General features: G+C 60.1%; 16 protein-coding genes. 4 read left to right on the forward strand and 12 right to left on the reverse strand.

The window, feature by feature from the left end; all coding sequences use genetic code 11:
* Positions 1–20: 20 nt before the first annotated feature.
* On the reverse strand, positions 21–1058 hold the full coding sequence (locus I5L79_RS13475; RefSeq protein ID WP_231403079.1) for a PorP/SprF family type IX secretion system membrane protein: 1038 nt from the start codon (positions 1056–1058) through the stop codon (positions 21–23).
* Positions 1059–1220: 162 nt separating this feature from the next.
* Between I5L79_RS13475 and I5L79_RS13480 the strand changes: the two genes are divergently transcribed.
* The gene (locus I5L79_RS13480) at positions 1221–4268 is read left to right on the forward strand and encodes an AsmA family protein (protein ID WP_196955579.1); all 3048 of its coding nucleotides are present in this window, start codon (positions 1221–1223) and stop codon (positions 4266–4268) included.
* Between the two features lie 113 nt (positions 4269–4381).
* Positions 4382–5176: a DUF4382 domain-containing protein gene (locus I5L79_RS13485; RefSeq protein WP_196955580.1), complete on the forward strand. Its 795-nt coding sequence runs from the start codon at positions 4382–4384 to the stop codon at positions 5174–5176.
* Positions 5177–5256: 80 nt separating this feature from the next.
* On the opposite strand, the gene I5L79_RS13490 is transcribed toward I5L79_RS13485, so the two are convergent.
* From I5L79_RS13490 to fumC, 6 genes are all read right to left on the reverse strand, one after another.
* Complete coding sequence (locus I5L79_RS13490) at positions 5257–5865, reverse strand: thioredoxin family protein (RefSeq protein WP_196955581.1); 609 nt, start codon at positions 5863–5865, stop codon at positions 5257–5259.
* Positions 5866–5970: 105 nt separating this feature from the next.
* Positions 5971–6474 carry a DinB family protein gene (locus tag I5L79_RS13495; RefSeq protein WP_196955582.1) on the reverse strand — a complete coding sequence of 168 codons (504 nt, stop codon included), beginning with the start codon at positions 6472–6474 and terminating at the stop codon, positions 5971–5973.
* A gap of 103 nt (positions 6475–6577) precedes the next feature.
* Positions 6578–7048, reverse strand: coding sequence for a DUF6970 domain-containing protein (locus tag I5L79_RS23335; protein WP_231403080.1), 471 nt, complete (start codon positions 7046–7048; stop codon positions 6578–6580).
* An 87-nt stretch (positions 7049–7135) separates the two neighbouring features.
* A complete protein-coding gene (locus I5L79_RS13505) occupies positions 7136–7534 on the reverse strand; it encodes a diacylglycerol kinase family protein (protein ID WP_317191382.1) in 399 nt (132 codons plus the stop codon).
* A complete protein-coding gene (locus I5L79_RS13510; protein ID WP_196955583.1) occupies positions 7527–8123 on the reverse strand; it encodes a GNAT family N-acetyltransferase in 597 nt (198 codons plus the stop codon). Before I5L79_RS13510 ends, I5L79_RS13505 begins: the two co-directional genes overlap by 8 nt.
* Positions 8124–8228: 105 nt before the next feature.
* Entirely contained in the window at positions 8229–9635 is a 1407-nt protein-coding gene (gene fumC / locus I5L79_RS13515; RefSeq protein WP_196955584.1) for a class II fumarate hydratase, read from the reverse strand.
* Between the two features lie 199 nt (positions 9636–9834).
* On the opposite strand from fumC, the gene I5L79_RS13520 reads away from it, so the two are divergent.
* A complete protein-coding gene (locus I5L79_RS13520) occupies positions 9835–10077 on the forward strand; it encodes a hypothetical protein (protein WP_196955585.1) in 243 nt (80 codons plus the stop codon).
* Between the two features lie 86 nt (positions 10078–10163).
* Here I5L79_RS13520 and I5L79_RS13525 read toward each other — a convergent pair whose 3' ends face one another.
* A complete protein-coding gene (locus I5L79_RS13525) occupies positions 10164–11450 on the reverse strand; it encodes an energy transducer TonB (protein WP_196955586.1) in 1287 nt (428 codons plus the stop codon).
* A complete protein-coding gene (locus I5L79_RS13530) occupies positions 11437–12063 on the reverse strand; it encodes an RNA polymerase sigma factor (protein ID WP_196955587.1) in 627 nt (208 codons plus the stop codon). The genes I5L79_RS13525 and I5L79_RS13530 overlap by 14 nt, the downstream gene beginning before the upstream one ends.
* Positions 12064–12254: 191 nt before the next feature.
* On the opposite strand from I5L79_RS13530, the gene I5L79_RS13535 reads away from it, so the two are divergent.
* Positions 12255–14195 (forward strand): vWA domain-containing protein, encoded by a 1941-nt coding sequence (locus tag I5L79_RS13535; RefSeq protein ID WP_196955588.1) that lies wholly within the window; start codon positions 12255–12257, stop codon positions 14193–14195.
* A 500-nt stretch (positions 14196–14695) separates the two neighbouring features.
* Here the strand turns inward: I5L79_RS13535 and I5L79_RS13540 are convergent, their stop codons facing one another.
* The 3 genes from I5L79_RS13540 to I5L79_RS13550 all read right to left on the reverse strand — a co-directional run bounded on the left by I5L79_RS13540 (position 14696) and on the right by I5L79_RS13550 (position 17944).
* Positions 14696–15457: a porin family protein gene (locus tag I5L79_RS13540; RefSeq protein WP_196955589.1), complete on the reverse strand. Its 762-nt coding sequence runs from the start codon at positions 15455–15457 to the stop codon at positions 14696–14698.
* A gap of 140 nt (positions 15458–15597) precedes the next feature.
* Entirely contained in the window at positions 15598–16674 is a 1077-nt protein-coding gene (locus I5L79_RS13545) for a tetratricopeptide repeat protein (RefSeq protein ID WP_196955590.1), read from the reverse strand.
* 73 nt (positions 16675–16747) lie between these two features.
* Entirely contained in the window at positions 16748–17944 is a 1197-nt protein-coding gene (locus I5L79_RS13550; RefSeq protein ID WP_196955591.1) for a tetratricopeptide repeat protein, read from the reverse strand.
* Positions 17945–18287: the final 343 nt, after the last annotated feature.

An 18287-nucleotide genomic window follows, 5' to 3' on the forward strand; every position in this document is an offset into this window, starting at 1 on the left:
GAGTGCAATAATACAAAAACTCAAAAGTACGGGCAAGGAACTGACCGGTAATTTTTCCGGCTAATTCGGCGGCGGGCCGCAGCCAGCACATCCACCTGTTCCAGAGTCAGTACAATTTCGTGGGCGCCGCCCGCGCCCAGGTTACGGTGCCCGAGCTCCGCGTCGTAGCTGTAGCCCACGCGAAAACCGGGCATCTGTATCCCCACGATAGTCGTGAGCACCGAAGCAGGTTGCGGTGCGCCGGGCAGCGGAATGCCCCGGTACAGCAACCCCACGGTAAGCGGGGTGAAGGTGCCGTAAAGCCCGGCTTCGGCCCGCTGGCTGCCGCCCTGGCGGGTGTAGGCAAGCGTAGGCGAGAGGCTGGCTTCGCGGTAGTGCTGTTTAACGGTTGTTTCTGAAAAAAAGTGCTTTACCCCGGCGGTAAATGTAAAGCGCGTGGGCAACGGCCCCGCAGCCTGCACCCCCAGGTCGGGGCGGTTAAGGTGGTAGGTACTAAGCCCCAGCCAGGCTTGCCGGGTGTACAGCAGCCCGCCGAGGCCGATGCTCAGGTAATGCACCGGGTCGAAGGGAATGGCCTCGGCGGTGGGGCTGGTGTTCAGGCCTTCGTCGGAAAGCTGGTCGCCAAACACGAGGTTGCCATAGCTGATGCGCTGGTTGCCATACGTCACCTGGGCTCCGCCACTTAGGTACACATCGGCGGTAAGGCGGGCGTGGTAGGCGTAGAGGGCGGCCGCTTCCAGCCGGGTGTAGCCGATGGCGCCCAGCTGGTCGAGGTTGAGGACTCCCCCAACGGCGCTGCGCTGCTCATTGAAGCGGTAGTCGGCGCCGAGGTGGGAGCTTTGGAATGAGCCGGCCAGGGAAGGGAACTGGTCGCGGTAAGCCAGCGTAATGCCGTAGTCGTGCTGCAGGCCCGTAAAAGCCGGGTTCAGGTGCAGGCGGGTGGCGTAGGGCTGCGAAAAATACAGGTCCTGCGCCCCAGCCGATGCAACGCCTCCTACCCACAAGCTCATCGTACCCAGAAACAGGCGCAGGCGGGCGGTGGTTGGCATCGGCATCATGGGCCCCTCTAACGGCATTACGGGCGGGTTTGGTGTGTGGGCCGGCGGCCGAAGGTTCGAAAATGGGGAAAATCCCGGCATCTTTACCGAAGTCAGCCGCCCCGCTTACGTACCACGGCGGGCGTCTGGTTCGTTTCGGTTTTCTTTTACTTCTCTACGGTTATGCGGAAGTTTCTTCTGGGAGTTCTGATTTTTCTGGTCGTGCTAGTGGCCGCGGTGGCCCTGGCCCCGGTTCTGTTCAAAGACAAAATAAAGCAAGCCCTCGACAAGCAGCTGGCCCAGCGCGTGGCCGCGAAGGTGGAGTATAATCCCGACAACGTGAGCTTGAGCCTGTTGCGCTCCTTCCCTGACCTGTCGTTGGGTATCGACGGGTTGCGCATTATCGGGCAGGATTCGTTTTCGCGCGATACGCTGGCCTTTCTGCCCTCCTTACGGGTGGGGCTGGACTTGATGAGCGTGGTGCGCGGCGACGAAATCAAGATCAAAACCATCCAGCTCAACCAGCCCGACCTGAGCTTGCGGGTGCTAAAAAGCGGCCGCGCCAACTGGGATATTTTTCTATCCGACTCGGCCGCGGCCGCCAAGGGTCAGGATACCAGTCAGGTGCGGGTGGCTATTAAGGGCTGGGAAATCAATGGGGGCAAGCTGCGCTACGAGGACCTGACCATCCCGTTCGCCATGCAGCTGCGCGGCATCGACCACACGGGCTCCGGCGACTTCGAGCAGAACGTGTTCGACATGGTGAGCCAGACCACGGCCCAGAGCTTCTCGATGCAGTACGATGGCACCGAGTACGTGACCGACAAGAAGCTGGCCGGCGACGTGACCCTGGCCATGGACCTGGGCAAGATGCTGTTCACCTTCAAAGACAACAAGGTGCAGTTGAACGACTTTCCCGCGACCTTCCAGGGCGCCATCGGCCTGCCCAACGCCACCGACATTACCTACGACCTCACCTTCAAAGCCCTCGAAACCGACTTCAAGAACATCCTGAGCTTGGTGCCGGGCGCCTACAACGAGCAGTTCAAGGACCTGAATGCCACTGGAAAAGTGGCGTTTGATGGCTACTTCAAGGGCGTGCAGAATGAGGTGAAGATGCCCGGCTACGGCGTGAACCTGCAGGTGAAGAATGGCACGTTCAAATACCCGCAGTTGCCCCAGGAAGCCCGCAACATCAACGTGGACATGCAGGTAGATAACCCTTCGGGCTTCACCAACAACGTGAAGGTGAACGTGAAGCAGTTTCACCTGGATCTAGGCAAAAACCCCATCGACGGCAACGTGCTGATTGACGGGCTGGAGCCCATGAAAGTAGATGGGCGCGTGAAAGCCAACGTGGACCTGGCCGAGATGATGAAGGTGTACCCCGTGCAGGACTTACTGTTGCGCGGGTTGCTGGCCGTAGATGCCACCGCCAAGGGCACCTACTCCAAAACCCAGATGCCCGTGACCCAGGCTGCCCTGCGCCTCACCAACGGCTACGTGAAAAGCAAGCAGTTCCCGGCCCCCATCGAGAACCTGACCATGAACGGCACCGTGACCAATACCACCGGCCAGGTAAACGACACGCGCATCAACATTCCGCAGTTCCGGATGCTGCTGGACGGGGAGCCGCTGGAAGGCCGCGTAGCCGCTCAGAACCTCGACAAGCCGGTGTTTGATGCCGACGTGAAAGGCATCATCGATCTGACCAAAATCACCAAGATCTTCCCGCTGGAAGGCATGACGGTGACGGGCCGCCTGAACGGCAATGTGGCCGCCAAGGGCAACATGGCCGACGTGGAAGCCGGCCGCTACCAGAACATTGTGGCCTCGGGCACGGTGAATGCCAAGAACGTAACCTACAAGAGCACCGACCTGCCCCAGGGCGTGAAAGTCACGCAGGCTACGGCTACATTCAACAACGCCAACATCGTACTCAAGGACATGCAGGGCTTCGTGGGTTCATCGGATATTGCGGCCTCGGGCACCATCAACAACTATATGGGCTACCTGTTCACGCCCGGCCAGCCCCTGCGCGGCAACCTCACGGTAAATTCCAAGCGCTTTAACGTGAACGAGTGGATGGTTGACGAGGTGACGGCCAAGCCCACCGCCACGGCCAAAACCGCCGCGCCCGCCAAAGCCCAGGGCGTACTCCAGATTCCCAAGTTCTTCGACCTGACGTTGAACTCCAACGTGGGCGAAGTACAATACGACAACCTCAAGCTCCAGGACGTGAAAGGCACCGTGGTAGTGCGCGACGAGGCCGCCCGCATGGATGGCCTGACCTTCAACACCCTGGGCGGGGCTTTTGCTACCAACGGCTCTTACAGCAGCAAGGACTTGCAACACCCCAAGTTCAACTTTGGGCTCAATATCAAGAACCTGAACTTCCAGAATGCTTTCCGGGCGTTTGAGTCGGTGAAGAAGTTTGTGCCGCTGGCCTCGCAGGTAGAGGGCATCTTCTCCACCAACTTCAACGTGAGCGGAGAAATGGGCCAGGACATGCTGCCCGTGTACAGCTCCCTCACCGGCAAAGGCGTGTTTGAGGTGGTGCGGGCCGCCGTGGGCAACTCCGGTGTGCTCAACAAAGTTGGCAACCTCACCCAGCTGAATGAGCTGAAAAAGTTCGTGGTGGAAAACAAAGACGTGGCGGCCGAGATGCTGAATGGCAACTTCATCGTGAAGCCCTTCGATTTCACCGTGGGTCAGATTAAAACCACCGTGGGCGGCTCCAGCAACGTGAACGGCGGACTGGAATATGTAATGGCGCTGGACGTGCCTACCGGTAAAGTCGGCAATGCCCTCAACGCCAAGCTTACCCAGCTCACCGGCGTGCAGGACATCAAAGGCACGGAGCGCGTGACCATGGGCCTGAAAATCGGCGGCAGCCTCTCGAACCCCGATGTGAAGCTGACCACTGCCGGCGCCAAAACCCAGGCCAAGGACCTAGCGAAAAGCCTGGTGACGAGCGTGGTGCAAAGCAAGGTAGACGATGCCAAGCTCAAGCTGGCTTCCAAGGCTAAAGTAGCCCAGGACAGCCTGCAGAAAGAAGCCCTGCGCAAGCAGCAGGAACTGACTGATAAGGCTCGCTTGGAGCTGGAAAAGAAGCGTCAGGAAACCCAGACCAAAATCCAGGACAAGGCCAAGGACAAGCTTAACGGCATCCTGTTCGGCAAAAAGCCCAAGCCGACTGAGCCCGCCCCCGCCGATACCACTAAGAAGTAGGACAGAATCCTGCACACCAGGAATCATCCGGGCTGCGTTGTTGTCTGCCCGGTACGGAAGTTGCTACCCGGCTTCTTCCCCTTTCTTCAATTAATTCCCTTTCCCCTTTTACCATGAAATTTCTTCGCTTTTTGCCCTTAGCCCTAGCAAGCTTGGCCTTTGCAGGCTGTAATGATGACAATGAAACCGACAATGACTCGGCAGCTATTCAAGTGCTCCTCATTGACGCCCCCGGCGACTACAAAGCTGTAAACATCGATTTGCAGAAAGTACAGGTAAACGCTACCAACGCTGCTGGTGAGGAAGGCTGGCAGGATCTGGACTCCGAGGCTGGCAAATACAACCTGCTATCGTTGGTAAATGGCAGCTACGCCTTCATTGCCGGACAGAATTTTCCGGCTGGTCATATCGAGCAGATTAGGTTGGTACTGGGCCCGAACAATACGCTGACGCTGAAAGATGGAACCACGGTTGACCTCAAAGTGCCCAGCGGCCAGACTTCCGGCCTGAAAATCAACGTGAACGAGGATTTGAAAGCTGGGGTGACCTACTCGTTTGTGCTGGACTTTGACGTAGCCAAATCGGTGGTAGCCCGCGGCAACGGTGAGTACAACCTCAAGCCCGTCATCCGGGCCGTACCGTTTGCCTTAGCTGGTTCCATCAAAGGCACGGTAACGCCGCTGGCGGCCAAGCCCCAGGTAATGGCTATCCGTACCGACGTAGCCAACGGAGACACCATCAACACGTACACTGATGCCAATGGCGGTTTCCAGGTTTTTGGTGCTAAAGCTGGCACATACCGCTTAGAGTTTAAAGCCGCGGCTCCGTACAAGGACACGCAAAAAGAGAATGTTTCGGTAGTAGCCGATAACGTTACCAGTGTAGGTGTTATCACTCTTACACAGTAATCATAAGCCTTTGTCCTTGCCTACAAAAAAGGCCTTCCGCTGACAGCGGAAGGCCTTTTTTGTTTTTCAAGAAAGTAAGCTTAACCCAGCTTTTGCACCAGCGCCAGCAGTTCTGCCTGGGTGGTGCGGGTTTTGTCTTTGGCATACCAGGCGTGTACCTGCTCGGCGTAGGCTTCGTGCGAGAGTCCCTGGGCTTTCAGGTCCAGAAACAATGCCTGCGCGGGAGCTGGCCGGGGCCCCCACTGGGTTACTTCCTCCAGGGTAACAGCATCGAGCATGATGAGCTTGGGAATGGCTCGGCCCCCATTTGTAAGGTAACGGTCCATCAAGTCCAGGTTTTCGTCGCGCAGCAGGTAGCGAGTGGCTAGCTGGCCCTGGCTGGCCTGGGCCACGGCTTCCAGCGTCGGGACAATCTGCGCTGCATCGCCGCACCAGCCTTCGGTGAGTACCAGCCACACGTAGGGGCGCGGCAACTCCTGCACGGCTACCAGTAGCTGGGGCAGCACCTGCACGGTCTTATCTATCCGCTCCATGCGCTGCACGTTCAGTCGGGCGTAGTGCGTGAGGGCCTCCGACTGCTGCGGGCCGGTAGTAAGGCCTTGCGTGAGCAGCTCATCGATAAGCTGGCGGTAGGCCGCGTAGGAGTAGGCAGTGTGCAGACGCTCGGCCGAAAGAACGGGAAGTGCCATAGGGCAGCAGAGAAGAAATAAGACAGAAAGGATAAGGGACTGAGCATGAAAAACCCTTCCCGGCGGCAGATGTTTGCGCCGGGAAGGGCTTCACGGTGCCAGCGCCTACAGGCTGGGCACGTCGGCCGCCGCCGCTTTGGCCGACAGCTCCCGGCAGTACGTAATAAAATCGGTATTGATGGGCTCCAGGCCGTGCAGGCGCAGGTCGCGGGCTACCTGGGCCCGGTGGTAGTTGGCGTGTACGGGCACGTGGGTGAAAATATCCGCTACCTGGCTGGTGTATCCCTCCCCGGCCGAGTTGGTGTACGTAATCAGGCGGCTCAGCTCGGCCTCATCGGCGGCCGCCACGTAGTCGCGGAAGCGGGCCGAGGTTTGCTCGTGCCAGTGGTGCAGGCCTGCCAGGTCGTGCTCCTGCCACACTTTTACGGGACTGGGCGTAGCGGTGAGGCGGCCCAGCCAGATGGCCTGGGCGTTGAGCACGTGGCTGAACAGGCGCAGGCTGCTGGCCGGAAGGGTAGCGCCGGCAGCTACCAGGCTATCAAGGTGGCGGAGCAGGGTTTCGTTGGCCCACACGTTGTAGGCCCCCAGCTTTTCGTTGGTGTTACTCATGGGTAAAAACTAAACAGGGCAAGACAAGTAAACGACGGCGCGAAGGTGCTACAGCGGCTTAACCGGCCCAGCCACCAAATAGCTTTATCTACATTTTCAAACGCTACCGGGGGTCTTCCCACACGAGGCGCTCCTCGGTACGCTTTTTCTCAAAATCGGGGCACTTGCCGTCGCCCCGGCCCGTGAAGCCGCCATCCGGGCGGCAAAGCACCGTTCCTTTGGCGCTGTAGAGCGTGGAGTACTGGTCGCAGCAGGGCGCGTTGAAGTAGTACACCAACTGCCCATCAAGGCGGTAGCTCAGGATGCGCGCCTTGGGGTTCTGGGGCTTTTCGGTGGCGCCCAGCTCGGCAATGCGCTTCTGCAGCCAGGCAGGCCGGGCAGTGGTATCAAACATGGCAACGGTGGAAGAAGCCGGCCGGCTGGTGGTAGGATTTACCGTGGAAGGCGACGAGGTAGCCTCCGACTGCACTTCCCGGGGGTTGTCGTTGGCGGGCGTACTCACTTCGGGCCGACGGGCACAGGCGCCAGCCAGGAGCAGGGCGGCTAGCGGGGCAAGGGAAAAAATCAGGCGCATAAGGCAGAAAGCAAAGCGGGGCCGCGAAAGTAATGAAGAGCTGGTAACTCTCCGGCTTACGCCAAACCGGAAGCGGGGTTGGCCGGGTTACCGGCCAAGCAGGGCCCACACCCGCGGCGCGAATACCAGCAGGCCCACCGTTAGCGCGGCCAGCGCCATTACCAGCACCGCCCCGGCGGCTACGTCCTTGGCCCGGCCGGCCAGCGGGTGGTACTCGGGCGAAACCAGGTTTACCACCGCTTCAATAGCCGTATTCATCAGCTCAGCACACCACACGGCGCCCACGCTCAGGGCCACGGCGGCCCATTCCCCGGGCGTGATTTTGAAATACCAGCCCAGCCCCAATACCACCAGCGTAGCCGCCGCATGCAGCCGCAGGTGCACCTCGGTGCGCAAAGCCGCTGCCACGCCCCGAAAGGCATAGCCAAAGCTGGCGGCCCGCTGCCGCAGTATGGCCGGAAAGCGGCGGGGTTGGGAATCAGCCACGAGCGGTATCGAAAGCGCCGAAGACGGTTTGCCGCAGCGCCGCCCACTCCGGCCGGATGATGCTGAAGATAATAGTGTCGCGTCGGATGCCGCCCTGCGTGGGGCGGTGGCTGCGCAAGGTGCCCTCCTCGGTGGCGCCCATCTGCCGCATGGCGTTCTGCGACTTATAGTTGCGCGCATCCGTTTCCAGCTCCACCCGCTTGCAGCCCAGCTCATCGAAAGCATAGCGCAATAGCAGGTGCTTGGCGGCCCGGTTGAGGCCCGTGCGTTGGAAATCAGTGCCAATCCAGGTGTAGCCTATGCTCAGGCGCTGCTCCTCAGGCACCACGTTGTAGTAGCTGGTGCTGCCTGCGGCCCGACCCGTTTGCTTGTCGATGATGATAAACGGGTAGCGCCGTGCCTGTGCCCGGCCCTGCAGCGCGGCGGCCACGTAGGCTTCCAGCTCCGAGCGGCTGTCGGCGCGGGTGAGCGTGTAGAGCCACAGTTCCGGGTCGGCGGCTGGTTCCTGCAGCAGGTCAACGTCAGTGCCCACCAATGGACGTAGCAAAGCCCGGTCGTTTTCCAGAATGATGTCAGCGGAGAAATCCATGCGGATAAGGCAGATGAAGTACGCAGCGTAAAGATGCCCGAAAAACCGAAACGCCGCTGCCCCAGAGTGGAGCAGCGGCGTTTCGGCTTCAGCGGAAAGCAGGCGCTATTTCTTGATTTCGCCTACCATGTCTTCGGGCTTCAGCCACTCGTTGAACTGCTCCTCGGTGAGGTAGCCAAGCTGCAGGGCGGTTTCCTTCAGCGTAGAGCCGTTTTTGTGGGCCGTCTGAGCAATTTCGGCGGCTTTGTAGTAGCCAATGTGGGGGTTGAGGGCCGTCACCAGCATCAGCGACGAATCCACGTGCTTTTTGATGTTGGCTTCCAGCGGCTCGATGCCTACGGCGCACTTGTCGTTGAAGCTCACGCACACGTCGCCAATGAGGCGGGCTGAGTGTAGGAAGTTGTAGATCATGACGGGCTTGAACACGTTCAGCTCGAAGTGGCCGTTCATGCCGCCGATGTTGATGGCTACGTCGTTGCCCATCACCTGCGCCGCTACCATCGTCATGGCCTCGCACTGAGTGGGGTTCACCTTGCCGGGCATGATGCTGGAGCCCGGCTCGTTATCGGGAATGTGCAGCTCCCCGATGCCGGCGCGCGGACCCGAAGCCAGCAGGCGGATGTCGTTGCCTATTTTCATCAGCGAAGCGGCCACGGTTTTCAGAGCGCCATGGGCTTCCACAATGGCGTCGTGGGCGGCCAGGGCCTCAAACTTGTTCTCGGCCGTAATGAAGGGCAGACCCGTCAGCTCGGCAATGTGCTTGGCTACGTTTTCGGAGTAGCCGGGAGGGGTATTGATGCCCGTACCTACGGCAGTACCACCTAAAGCCAGCTCGCTCAGGTGAGCCAGCGTATTCTTGATGGCACGCAGGCCGTGGTCGAGCTGCGACACGTAGCCCGAAAACTCCTGTCCTACCGTTAGCGGGGTGGCATCCATCAAGTGGGTGCGGCCGATTTTAACGATGTGCATGAACTGCTCCGACTTGCTTTTGAGCGTGTCGCGCAGCTTCTCGATGCCAGGAATGGTGGTTTCCACCAGAATCTTGTAGGCCGCAATGTGCATGGCCGTCGGGAACGTGTCGTTGGAGCTCTGGCTCTTGTTCACGTCGTCGTTGGGGGCCAGCACTTTTTTCTCGTCGGAGAGGAGGCCGCCCTGCAGCACGTGGCCGCGGTAGGCTACCACCTCGTTCACGTTCATGTTGCTTTGCGTGCCCGAGCCGGTCTGCCACACCACCAGCGGAAACTCCTTATCGAGTTTGCCCTCCAGGATTTCGTCGCACACGCGGCCAATCAGCTCGGCCTTGTCGGCGGGCAGCACGCCGGCGTCGCGGTTGGTAAGGGCAGCAGCTTTCTTGAGGTAGGCGAAGGCGCGGATGATTTCCTTGGGCATCCGGTTGATGTCCTGGGCAATCTGGAAGTTGTCGATGCTGCGCTGGGTCTGGGCGCCGTAGTAGGCGTCGGCCGGCACCTGCACGGTGCCCATGGTGTCTTTCTCGGTGCGGAACTGCGTCATGCTTCTGAACGTGGGATGAGAAGAGGAAGGAACGGCTAAACGTGCCCCAGCTGGGGCGGCGAGGCAAAAGTACGCAACCCTGCCCCGCCCGCTACCGAAATCCCCAAATTCTGCGGGTGTCGCCCGTGGCTGCGGCCGGCGGGGCTGCGTATAGCCCAACTAAACGTTGAATTTCTCACCTGCACCTTCTGCCCATATCATGAAAAAGACCTTCGAAGACGAGTCCGACGCCTTATCTACCTCTTCGGCTACTCCCACCACGGACCAGAGCGCCGGCGCTACTGCACCTTCCTCCGAAAACACAGCCCCCGTGCCCACCGCTGGCAACGGCGCCCCCGACTATAGCCAGGTAAAGCTGAAAACCGACTCGGAGCTGCCTGCTCCCGACGGACCCGGCGGAAGCGCCACTGCCCCCGAAAGCGGCGGCGGCTACAGCGGCTAGCAATACCAACCACTCATGCAAAAGGGCCACCGCAATTACCCAGGTAATTGCGGTGGCCCTTTTGCATGAGTGGTTACATCAAGAAGTTACTCCAGTGGGTTGAAGGTAACGGAAACCCGCATAACCGTTGGTACGCGCTTCCCACGTACAATGGCTGGGTACCATGCTGGGCCCTCTTTAAGCAGGCGGATAGCTTCTGCGTCGCACTCTTCCGACACGGGGCTCACCACTTTAATATCCTGCAGCGAGCCGTCGGCGGCTACCACGAAGCGCAGCTTCACCACGCCTTCCACACCTTTAGCTCGGTCGGCCTCGGGAAATTTCAGCTCCTTTTTAAGGTAGCGCCGGAATGCCGCGTGGCCACCCAACGGCACTGAGGCCAAATCTGGAGAAGGCGGCATCTGCATGGCAGTACGGCCCCCGGCTACCGGTGCTGCCGCAGCTGGAACCGATGGAAGCTTGCCGGCTTTATTAGTAGCGGTAGCAGCCGTAGCCACTTCTGTGGGTTTGGCAGTGCTGCCAGCCATAGCCACAGCGGGTAGCTTAACTCCTTCTACTCGCGGGGCTGATAGTGCTATTGCCCGCAAGGCACTACTGGGGCGGGGCTCCATAGCCGCTACCACCACGGAATAGGCTTCAGCAGCCGGGGAAGCAGCATCGGAGGTAAGGGTACTGGTTGATGTAGTGGTAGTAGCAGAGGCAAGTTGGTTGGTGAATACTGCGTTGGCAGAAATTACTTTTGCTGGTTGCCTGGTGGTAGCTGAACCTGCCAGCGCTGAGCCGACGTGCCTCACGCGGGGCGGTACTATACGGCTCTGGTAAGCCACCTGCGGCTGTGGAGATACTGCTGTCAGGCCAGCTTCTGGAGTTGCATTTGCTCTCGGAGCCGCTGCCACTAATGGCGCAACCGGGGCTGCAGGGTTAGCGAAAGGAGCCAGCTGCTCTGCTGCCGGGGTACCCACTTGCGGAGCCAGTATGGGTACTTCGGCCGCGGTGTTGGCTACCGGAGTACGGCGAGCCATAAAAGGCCGGGAGTTCAGCCAGAAGACACTGGCGGCCACTACCAGCAGCAGCAGCGTAGCTGCTACCCCGGTCCAGGCCGCGTAGCGGTGCGAGTGCCGGGCGGCATCTACTGCCAGGCGCGTGTGTAAGCGGCTGCGCACGGAGGCCAGACCCCGCTCCGTGGTGGCGTAATCGGTGACGGACAAACCTTCCAGCACTTCGGCGCAGCGGGCACAGTCGCTGGTGTGGGCCTCCACATGATACTGCTGGGCAGGCACCAGCGTACCGGCCGCGTACTGGCGCAACAGCTCCGCCGACACGTGCTGGTCGGGGGCGGGCGGGGGCACAAGCGTGAGGTTACGAGGCGGCATCGGTAGGATAAGATTCAAGCATGCGTTTAAGGTTGCGTTTGCCGTTTTGCAGGTAGCTTTTCACCAGACTAAGATCATAACCGGTGGCGTCGGCAATGTCGCGGTAGCACTTCTGTTGTAAATAAAACAGCTCCAGGCACTGGCGCTGCCCGTCCGGCAGCTCGGTAAGGGCGTGCTCCAGGTAGCGGAGGCGGGCTTCGGTTGAGGCAGCTTCTTCGGGGTCATCAGCAGGTAGATGCCGGCCGGCTGCCGATTCCATATCCGTAGCATCAGGAAAATGCAAGATAAGCGGGCCTCCACCCTCGGGGCTGGTGCGCTGCCGGGCCCGCAGCACCATCAGGCAGTAGTTGCGGGCGGTGGTGTGCAGCCAGGCCGTGAAGTTGTCTACCTCGTGGCGGCGAAGCTTTTCTACCAGTTGCTCGAAGAGCTGCATCACGGCGTCCTGAGCGTCTTCGTCGGGGCGCAGGTAGCGGCGGCAGATGGCAAATACGGCCGTTAGGTGCCGGTCGTAGAGCATGCCCACGTCCTGCACGTCGCCGTGCTGGCGGTAGCGCAGCAGCAGTTCCTCATCGGAAAGCTCAGTGGGCGACTTAGAACGGCGGCGAAAAAACATAGACACGAGGGCCAGGCAGAATCTTTCCGAAGCTACGGTTTTTACGGGAGCAAAAAAGAGCATTTACTTAAAAATCAGCAGGCCGCCTCTGGCGTAGGGCTTTTCACAGCCGGGAAATTTTGCGCCATCCGTGTGCAATTCGACTAAGTACTGCATCAAAAGCATATCCATTCACTTTAACTCGTGTTTGTATGAAATGCCGTTATGTGTTACTAATTGCCAGCCTATTGGCTACCGTGCCCACGCTGGCCCAGTCGGTAGAGCCGCTGGTGCGCTCCAAGTCTTCAGCGCAGGCCACCTATTCGCTACAAGGGCGCGTCACGGATGCCACAGGGAAAAAGGCCGTCGGCCTGCCAGGGGTTACCGTATTGGTGAAGGGCACCTCCATTGGAACCAGCACTGGCTCGGATGGGCGCTACACGTTGCAGGTTCCGGCAGGAAGTAAAGCGCTGACGTTCAGTTTTGTTGGCTACGTCACGAAAGAAGTAAAACTCACGGGGAAAGTCGTTGTCGATGTTGCCCTTTCGCCGGACACCAAACAACTCAACGAAGTAGTTGTGACCGGCATCCAAGGCAGAGCAGCCGGGGTACAAATAAGAGGAGCCGCCACGGTGCAGGAGAGTCATAAAGACCGAAAAGCAAGAGCTTATAGCAACAGTGTTGCCGGCTACTTGGCCCCTGCGCCGGAGCCTGGAGCGGGCGAATCGTACGCTACTATTGCTGAGAACGGCTTCCGGGCCGTGGGCAAAGAGCCCCTGAGCACCTTCAGCATTGATGTGGACGCGGCCAGCTACAGCAACGTGCGGCGCTTTCTGCAGCAAGGCCAGTACCCGCCCCGTGACGCCGTGCGGGTCGAAGAAATGCTCAACTACTTTCAGTACGACTACCCGCAGCCGGCTTCTGGCGCCTCGGCCCCCTTTCACCTCATCACCGAGCAGGCTCAGTGTCCCTGGAACAACGAGCACCAGCTGGTGCAGGTAGCGCTGCAGGCGCGCAAAGTTGCCACCGAAAAGCTGCCGCCGGCCAACCTGGTATTTCTGGTCGATGTATCGGGCTCCATGCAGGGCGAAGACCGGCTCGGCCTGGTAAAGCAGGCGCTGCGGCTGCTCACCAAGGAGCTGCGCCCTCAGGATAAAGTTGCCCTCGTCGTCTATGCCGGCGCGGCTGGTACGGTGTTGCCGCCTACGGCCGGCAGCAAGCGGGCCGATATTCTGGCCGCCATTGAACAACTGGAAGCCGGAGGCTCTACGGCCGGCGGTGCGGGCCTGCGCCTGGCCTACCGCGTAGCCCGGGAAAACTTCAACCGCGAAGGCAACAACCGGGTAATTCTGTGCACTGACGGGGACTTCAACGTAGGCGAGCAGAGCGACGATGCTATGGAACGGCTCATCACCGAAGAGCGCGAAACCGGCGTGTTCCTGACGGTGCTGGGCGTGGGCCAGGGGAACTATCAGGACAAAAAGATGGAGCTGCTGGCCGATAAGGGCAACGGCAACTACGCCTACCTCGACAACCTGGATGAGGCTCGCCGGGTACTGGTACAGCAGTTTGGCGGCACGCTTTTCACGCTGGCCAAAGACGTGAAGCTGCAGGTGGAGTTCAACCCGGCCCGGGTGCGCGAGTACCGCCTCGTAGGCTACGAAAACCGCCTATTGGCCGCCGAGGACTTTAACAACGACCGCAAAGACGCCGGGGAGCTGGGCTCCGGGCATACCGTAACGGCCCTCTACGAAATCGTGCCCGTTGGCGCCCCTGCCACCGTTGACCCGCTGAAATATCAGCCCGCCCCGCCAGTTTCCCCCGCCGCAAAAAGTGCTGAGCTGCTCACCGTGAAGCTGCGCTACAAAGAGCCCCAGGGCCTTACCAGCAAGTTGCTGGCTCACCCTCTGACCGGCGAGGCTCGTCCAATTCAGAAAGCAAGTGAAAATCTGCGGTTCGCGGCCGCAGTGGCGCAGTTTGGTATGCTCTTGCGGCAGAGCGACTACCGGGGCACCGCTACCTGGGAAGCTACTGCGCAACTGGCCGGGCAAGCCAAATCGTTTGACCCCGATGGCTACCGCGCCGAAATGGTGCGCCTCATCAAGCTGGCAGAAGGAATCCGGCCTACGCCCAACGACTATGGAAGCCGATAGGCCTACCGGAAAAAAAAATTTAAAAAAAATGCTCGGGGCCGTGTGGAATAGTTCGGGCAGTGGCATCTATCTGAATACCTTCCTCACCTCACAGACTTTTGCATGCAGGTTTCTGCCATGCTAAACCAACACTTTGGACGCTGAGCCAGAGGTATCAGCCAGTAAAATTCTTTACGTCGACATGTGGTGACTGGCAGCGCTTGACGCTGCTGGCACCAGGGCAGACCGGGCTACCAACTCACTCACCGGCATAGCCACCGTTTCAACGCATCTGATTGCAGCCAGATGCCCCCTTACTTGAAACGGTGGTTCCGGTCTGCCCTATGTTATAACCCGTTGTGTTCTATTGCTCTCGTTTTATTGTTAGCTCAGCTATTCAGTTTATCCCGCAGCCGGCCCGTGCAGGAGAGGCAGAAGCCGGCCTTCGGAACCGCACGTAAAAAGCCCCGCTACGTTTGTAGCGGGGCTTTTTGCTGAACTGGCGGGAAAGAGGCTGGAAGTTAAAAAGAGAAATTCAGGGCGGCCTTAATCACGCGGTTCTGCGCATCGAAGCGGTTGTTTTTGTCCAGGGACGACAGGCCGTAGTCGTAGCCGGCGCTCAGGCCAAAGCCGCTATCGAACTGGTAGCCCAGGCCGCCGGTTACGGCAAAGTCCACGGGGCGGAACTGGCTTTTGATGTCGAAATCTTGCTGGTAAGCATCGAAACCCAGAACACCGGCTTCTATGCGGGCCTTGTTGCTGAGCAGGATGGACGCCTGCGGGCCGGCGTAGAGGTAGAGGCCGGGCGTGAGGTGGGCTTTGGCAATCAACGGAATATCAAGGTAAGCCATGCGGGCCGTGGCCGTTACTTTGGCATTCAGGAAGTCAAACTGCTCAAAGGGCAGGGTGCCGGTTAGGCGCATGCCTTTCTCGGAGTACTGCACGCCTGGCTCAATGGAGAACTTGTCGCCCAAAGGCAGCGTGGCATACACCCCGGCGTGGAAGCCAAGCTTCGTTTCGCGGGTCACGCTACCCTGGCTCAGGTCGGCCAGGTTTTGCAGGCTTTCCACCGCATCTCCCGACCAGTCGGCCACGTTCAAGCCGGCTTTGATGCCGAATTTCACGCCGGAGCTGGAACTGGCGGGTGAGTAAGAAGAGCGGGCCGGGGCCGGATAGCCCACGCGGTGCGTTTGCACGGTACGGGTTTGGGCCTCGGCGGCGGTGAAGGAAGCAGAAACAAAAAGGCAAGCAGCGGCCAGGCGGCCAAAAAGACGCGTGTTCATGGCAGTAAGATCTAGGAGTTCCGGTATGTGGAAAAGCGCCGGGGCTGCGTGTGCACGAGCAGCCGGCCGGCTTCGGACAGGTACTAATGGAAAACCGTGCCAAAAATGAAAAACGATCTGTACGCGCTGGCGCTACAGGGTTACTGCTCTTTCCCGAAAGCTTTTGGAAGAAAACCTGTAGCTGGCGGCGGCGCCGGGTCAGATACCGGCTCAACTGGTTGTGGCGGCGGAACCGGTAGCTGCTGCGGCCAGCGGGCTGGCGTTTGCGTGGTGTCGACCAATGCTGGCAGCCGCGGCTCCAGTGCCTCTACCGAATCGGGCTGGAAGCGCAGCTCAGGCACTACCAGGTGTACGGGGCCTGACTTCAGCGAAGTAACGGCCTGCACTGCCGAGTCAGGGGCTACGCTGAGGGAAGCGGCCGGGAGGGCTACCACGGCGGCTGGGGTAGCGAGGCGGTGCTCCAGCTCGGCCAGCAGAAACTCGGCATCGGCGCGCAGCTGGGGCTGCTTGAACAGCGCCACGGCCAGCCGGGCCTGGTCCCGGGCGTCGGGTAGGCGCTTGAGCTCTAAGTAGTCGTAGGCCAGCTGGAAGTGTGCCAGGGCGTAGTCCTTGCGCAGGGCAATGGACCGCTCGTAGGCCGCGGCGCTGGCCGGAAAGTCGCCGAGGCGCATAAAGGCATAGCCGAGGGCGTAGTAAGAGAGGTAGTCGCCGTAGCCGTGGCCGTGCGCAACGCGGTAGTGGCTCACCATGCGCTGAAACAGCTCATCCTCCGAAAACTCCTCCTCCGAGCAGGCGCACTGCTGCAGCTCGAAGTAATAGTCGGCCAAGGCTTTTTCCACTTTATAGTTCTGCGGAAAGCGTCGGTGCAGGGAGTCGAGCACCTGGCCTATCGGAAACTGGTAGCTTACCGAGTCGGACGCGTGGCGGCGCAGCGAGTCGAGCGACTCTGTAAGTGTCAGGTCCTTGAAGTCGAAGGCCCGGAAATTCTGCTGCTGGGTGTGGTAGTGAAGGGCAATGTCGGCGGCTCTGAGGGCTACGGCCGGCTGGCGGTGCCAGGGGTCGAACACCTGCAGCAGCTGAAAGGCGGCTTGGTACTTGCGCCAGGCCAGCAAGGCATCAGCCTGCTTGAGCACAGTGGCTTCGGTGGGCGAAGTTTGCGCCCACACCCCGGCCGAAGCGGCGCACCAAACCAGAAAGCACACAAAACCGGAGCGCATCAGAAACCGACAAATAAGCTGCCGAAGATACGCCGCGCCCGTCGGAAACTGGTGCTGCCGCCAGCGCCTGGCACTACGGGTGGGTTTCTTTCAACCCCTTTTCGATCAGCTCAAATAGAGGATTATCGGGTTTGGAGATTTTGCGCAGCTGCGTTTGGGCGGCCAGAAAGTGGGGCCGGGCCTCCCTGGGGCGCTGCAGCTGCATGTTCAGAATAGCCAGGTAGAAATGCAGCAGGCCCTGAGCCGCCGGGGCTTTGGGGGCCGTAGGCAGCTGGCTCCGGAAAACGGCTTCGGCTTCGGCCCACTGGTTGGCAGCCTGGTAGATGTCCATAATATCGATGAACATCTGTTCGTCGGCCGGGTCGAGCAGGTAGAGGCGGGCGGCCAGCTCTGGGGCCGTGGAGGCGCGCTCGGTCACGGCCAGCTCCAGCAGCTGCCGCAGCGAAGCGTAGTTGCGGGGCTGCAGGTCGAGGCTCTGCTGCAAAGCGGTTTTGGCTTCGGTTGGCTGTTTCTGCTGCAAGTACAGGTGGCCGAGCATGCGGGCGGCATCGGCTTTCAGCTCCGGGTCGGAGTAGAGGCGGTAGGCAGCCTGGGCGTGCGGCGTAGCGTCGCCCCAGCGTCCCAGCTGCAGCTGGGCGAAAGCCAGGTTGTAGTGCGAAGTCGGGTAGTCCGCGTTCAGGGCAATGGACTTCTCAAACGGGGCCAGACTAAGCTCGGGCTTTTTCTGCACCAGCAGGGCGTAGCCCACGGCGTAGTACGACATAAAGTCGCCGGCTCCGTGGGCGTGGGCCTGGCCGTAGTAGCGCAATACCAGGGCCCGCAGTTGGTCGTCGGTCTTGTCCCGCTCGCCGCAGTGGCACTGCTGCACCTGGTAGTAATAGTCGCCCAGTCCCTTGCTGAGGGCGAAGTTCTGCGGGTATTTCTGCTGCAGGCGCTTCAGCTCCTTCGGGATGTCGAGCAGGTGCATACTATAGTTGCCTTCCTGGCCGCGCAGCTGCGCCACGGTTTCGCCCGGCTCCAGATTTTTCAGCCCGAAGCCCTGATAGTTGAGGCTGACGAGGTAGTAGTTGAGCAGGAGCTTTTCCTTGGCCAGCACCACGTCCGGCTGCTGGTTTTGGGGGTCGGCCTTGTCCAGCAGCGCGTACGCCGCCTCATACTGCTGGGCGGTAGTTAGCTTATCGGCCTGCGTGAGGACGGCGGCCGTGGGCGCAGTTTGGGCCCGGGCCGCAGCGGAGAGCAGCAGTGCGGCCCCTAGAAAGTAACGATACATCAACGGTGAAATCAGTAGCAAAGAACAACGGAATGCACCGCTAAAATGCTGATTCTCCACGTAACCCGGGTTCGGAGAAATGAAAGATTTCCTGCTTCCTCATTTGGAATTGTCGGAATCAGCGCCCACCTTGCTCCTGCAAAGCACCTGATCCTCATGCCTCAGCCGACGAGCCGCTTCTTTTTTAGCTTTTATTTCTACTACGCCCACGCGTAGTCGAGCGGCCCCTCTGTAGCTTTTCCTCCCCGAAACTTCAGCGCCTCTCGACCCCATCGAGAGGCGCTTTCTTTTTGACTTTGACTGATGCCCGCTTCTTCCACCAGCTTCTGTTTCTACGGCTATT

The sequence above is a fragment of the Hymenobacter guriensis genome, from assembly GCF_015773195.1.
Classification (GTDB): Bacteria; Bacteroidota; Bacteroidia; order Cytophagales; family Hymenobacteraceae; genus Hymenobacter; species Hymenobacter guriensis.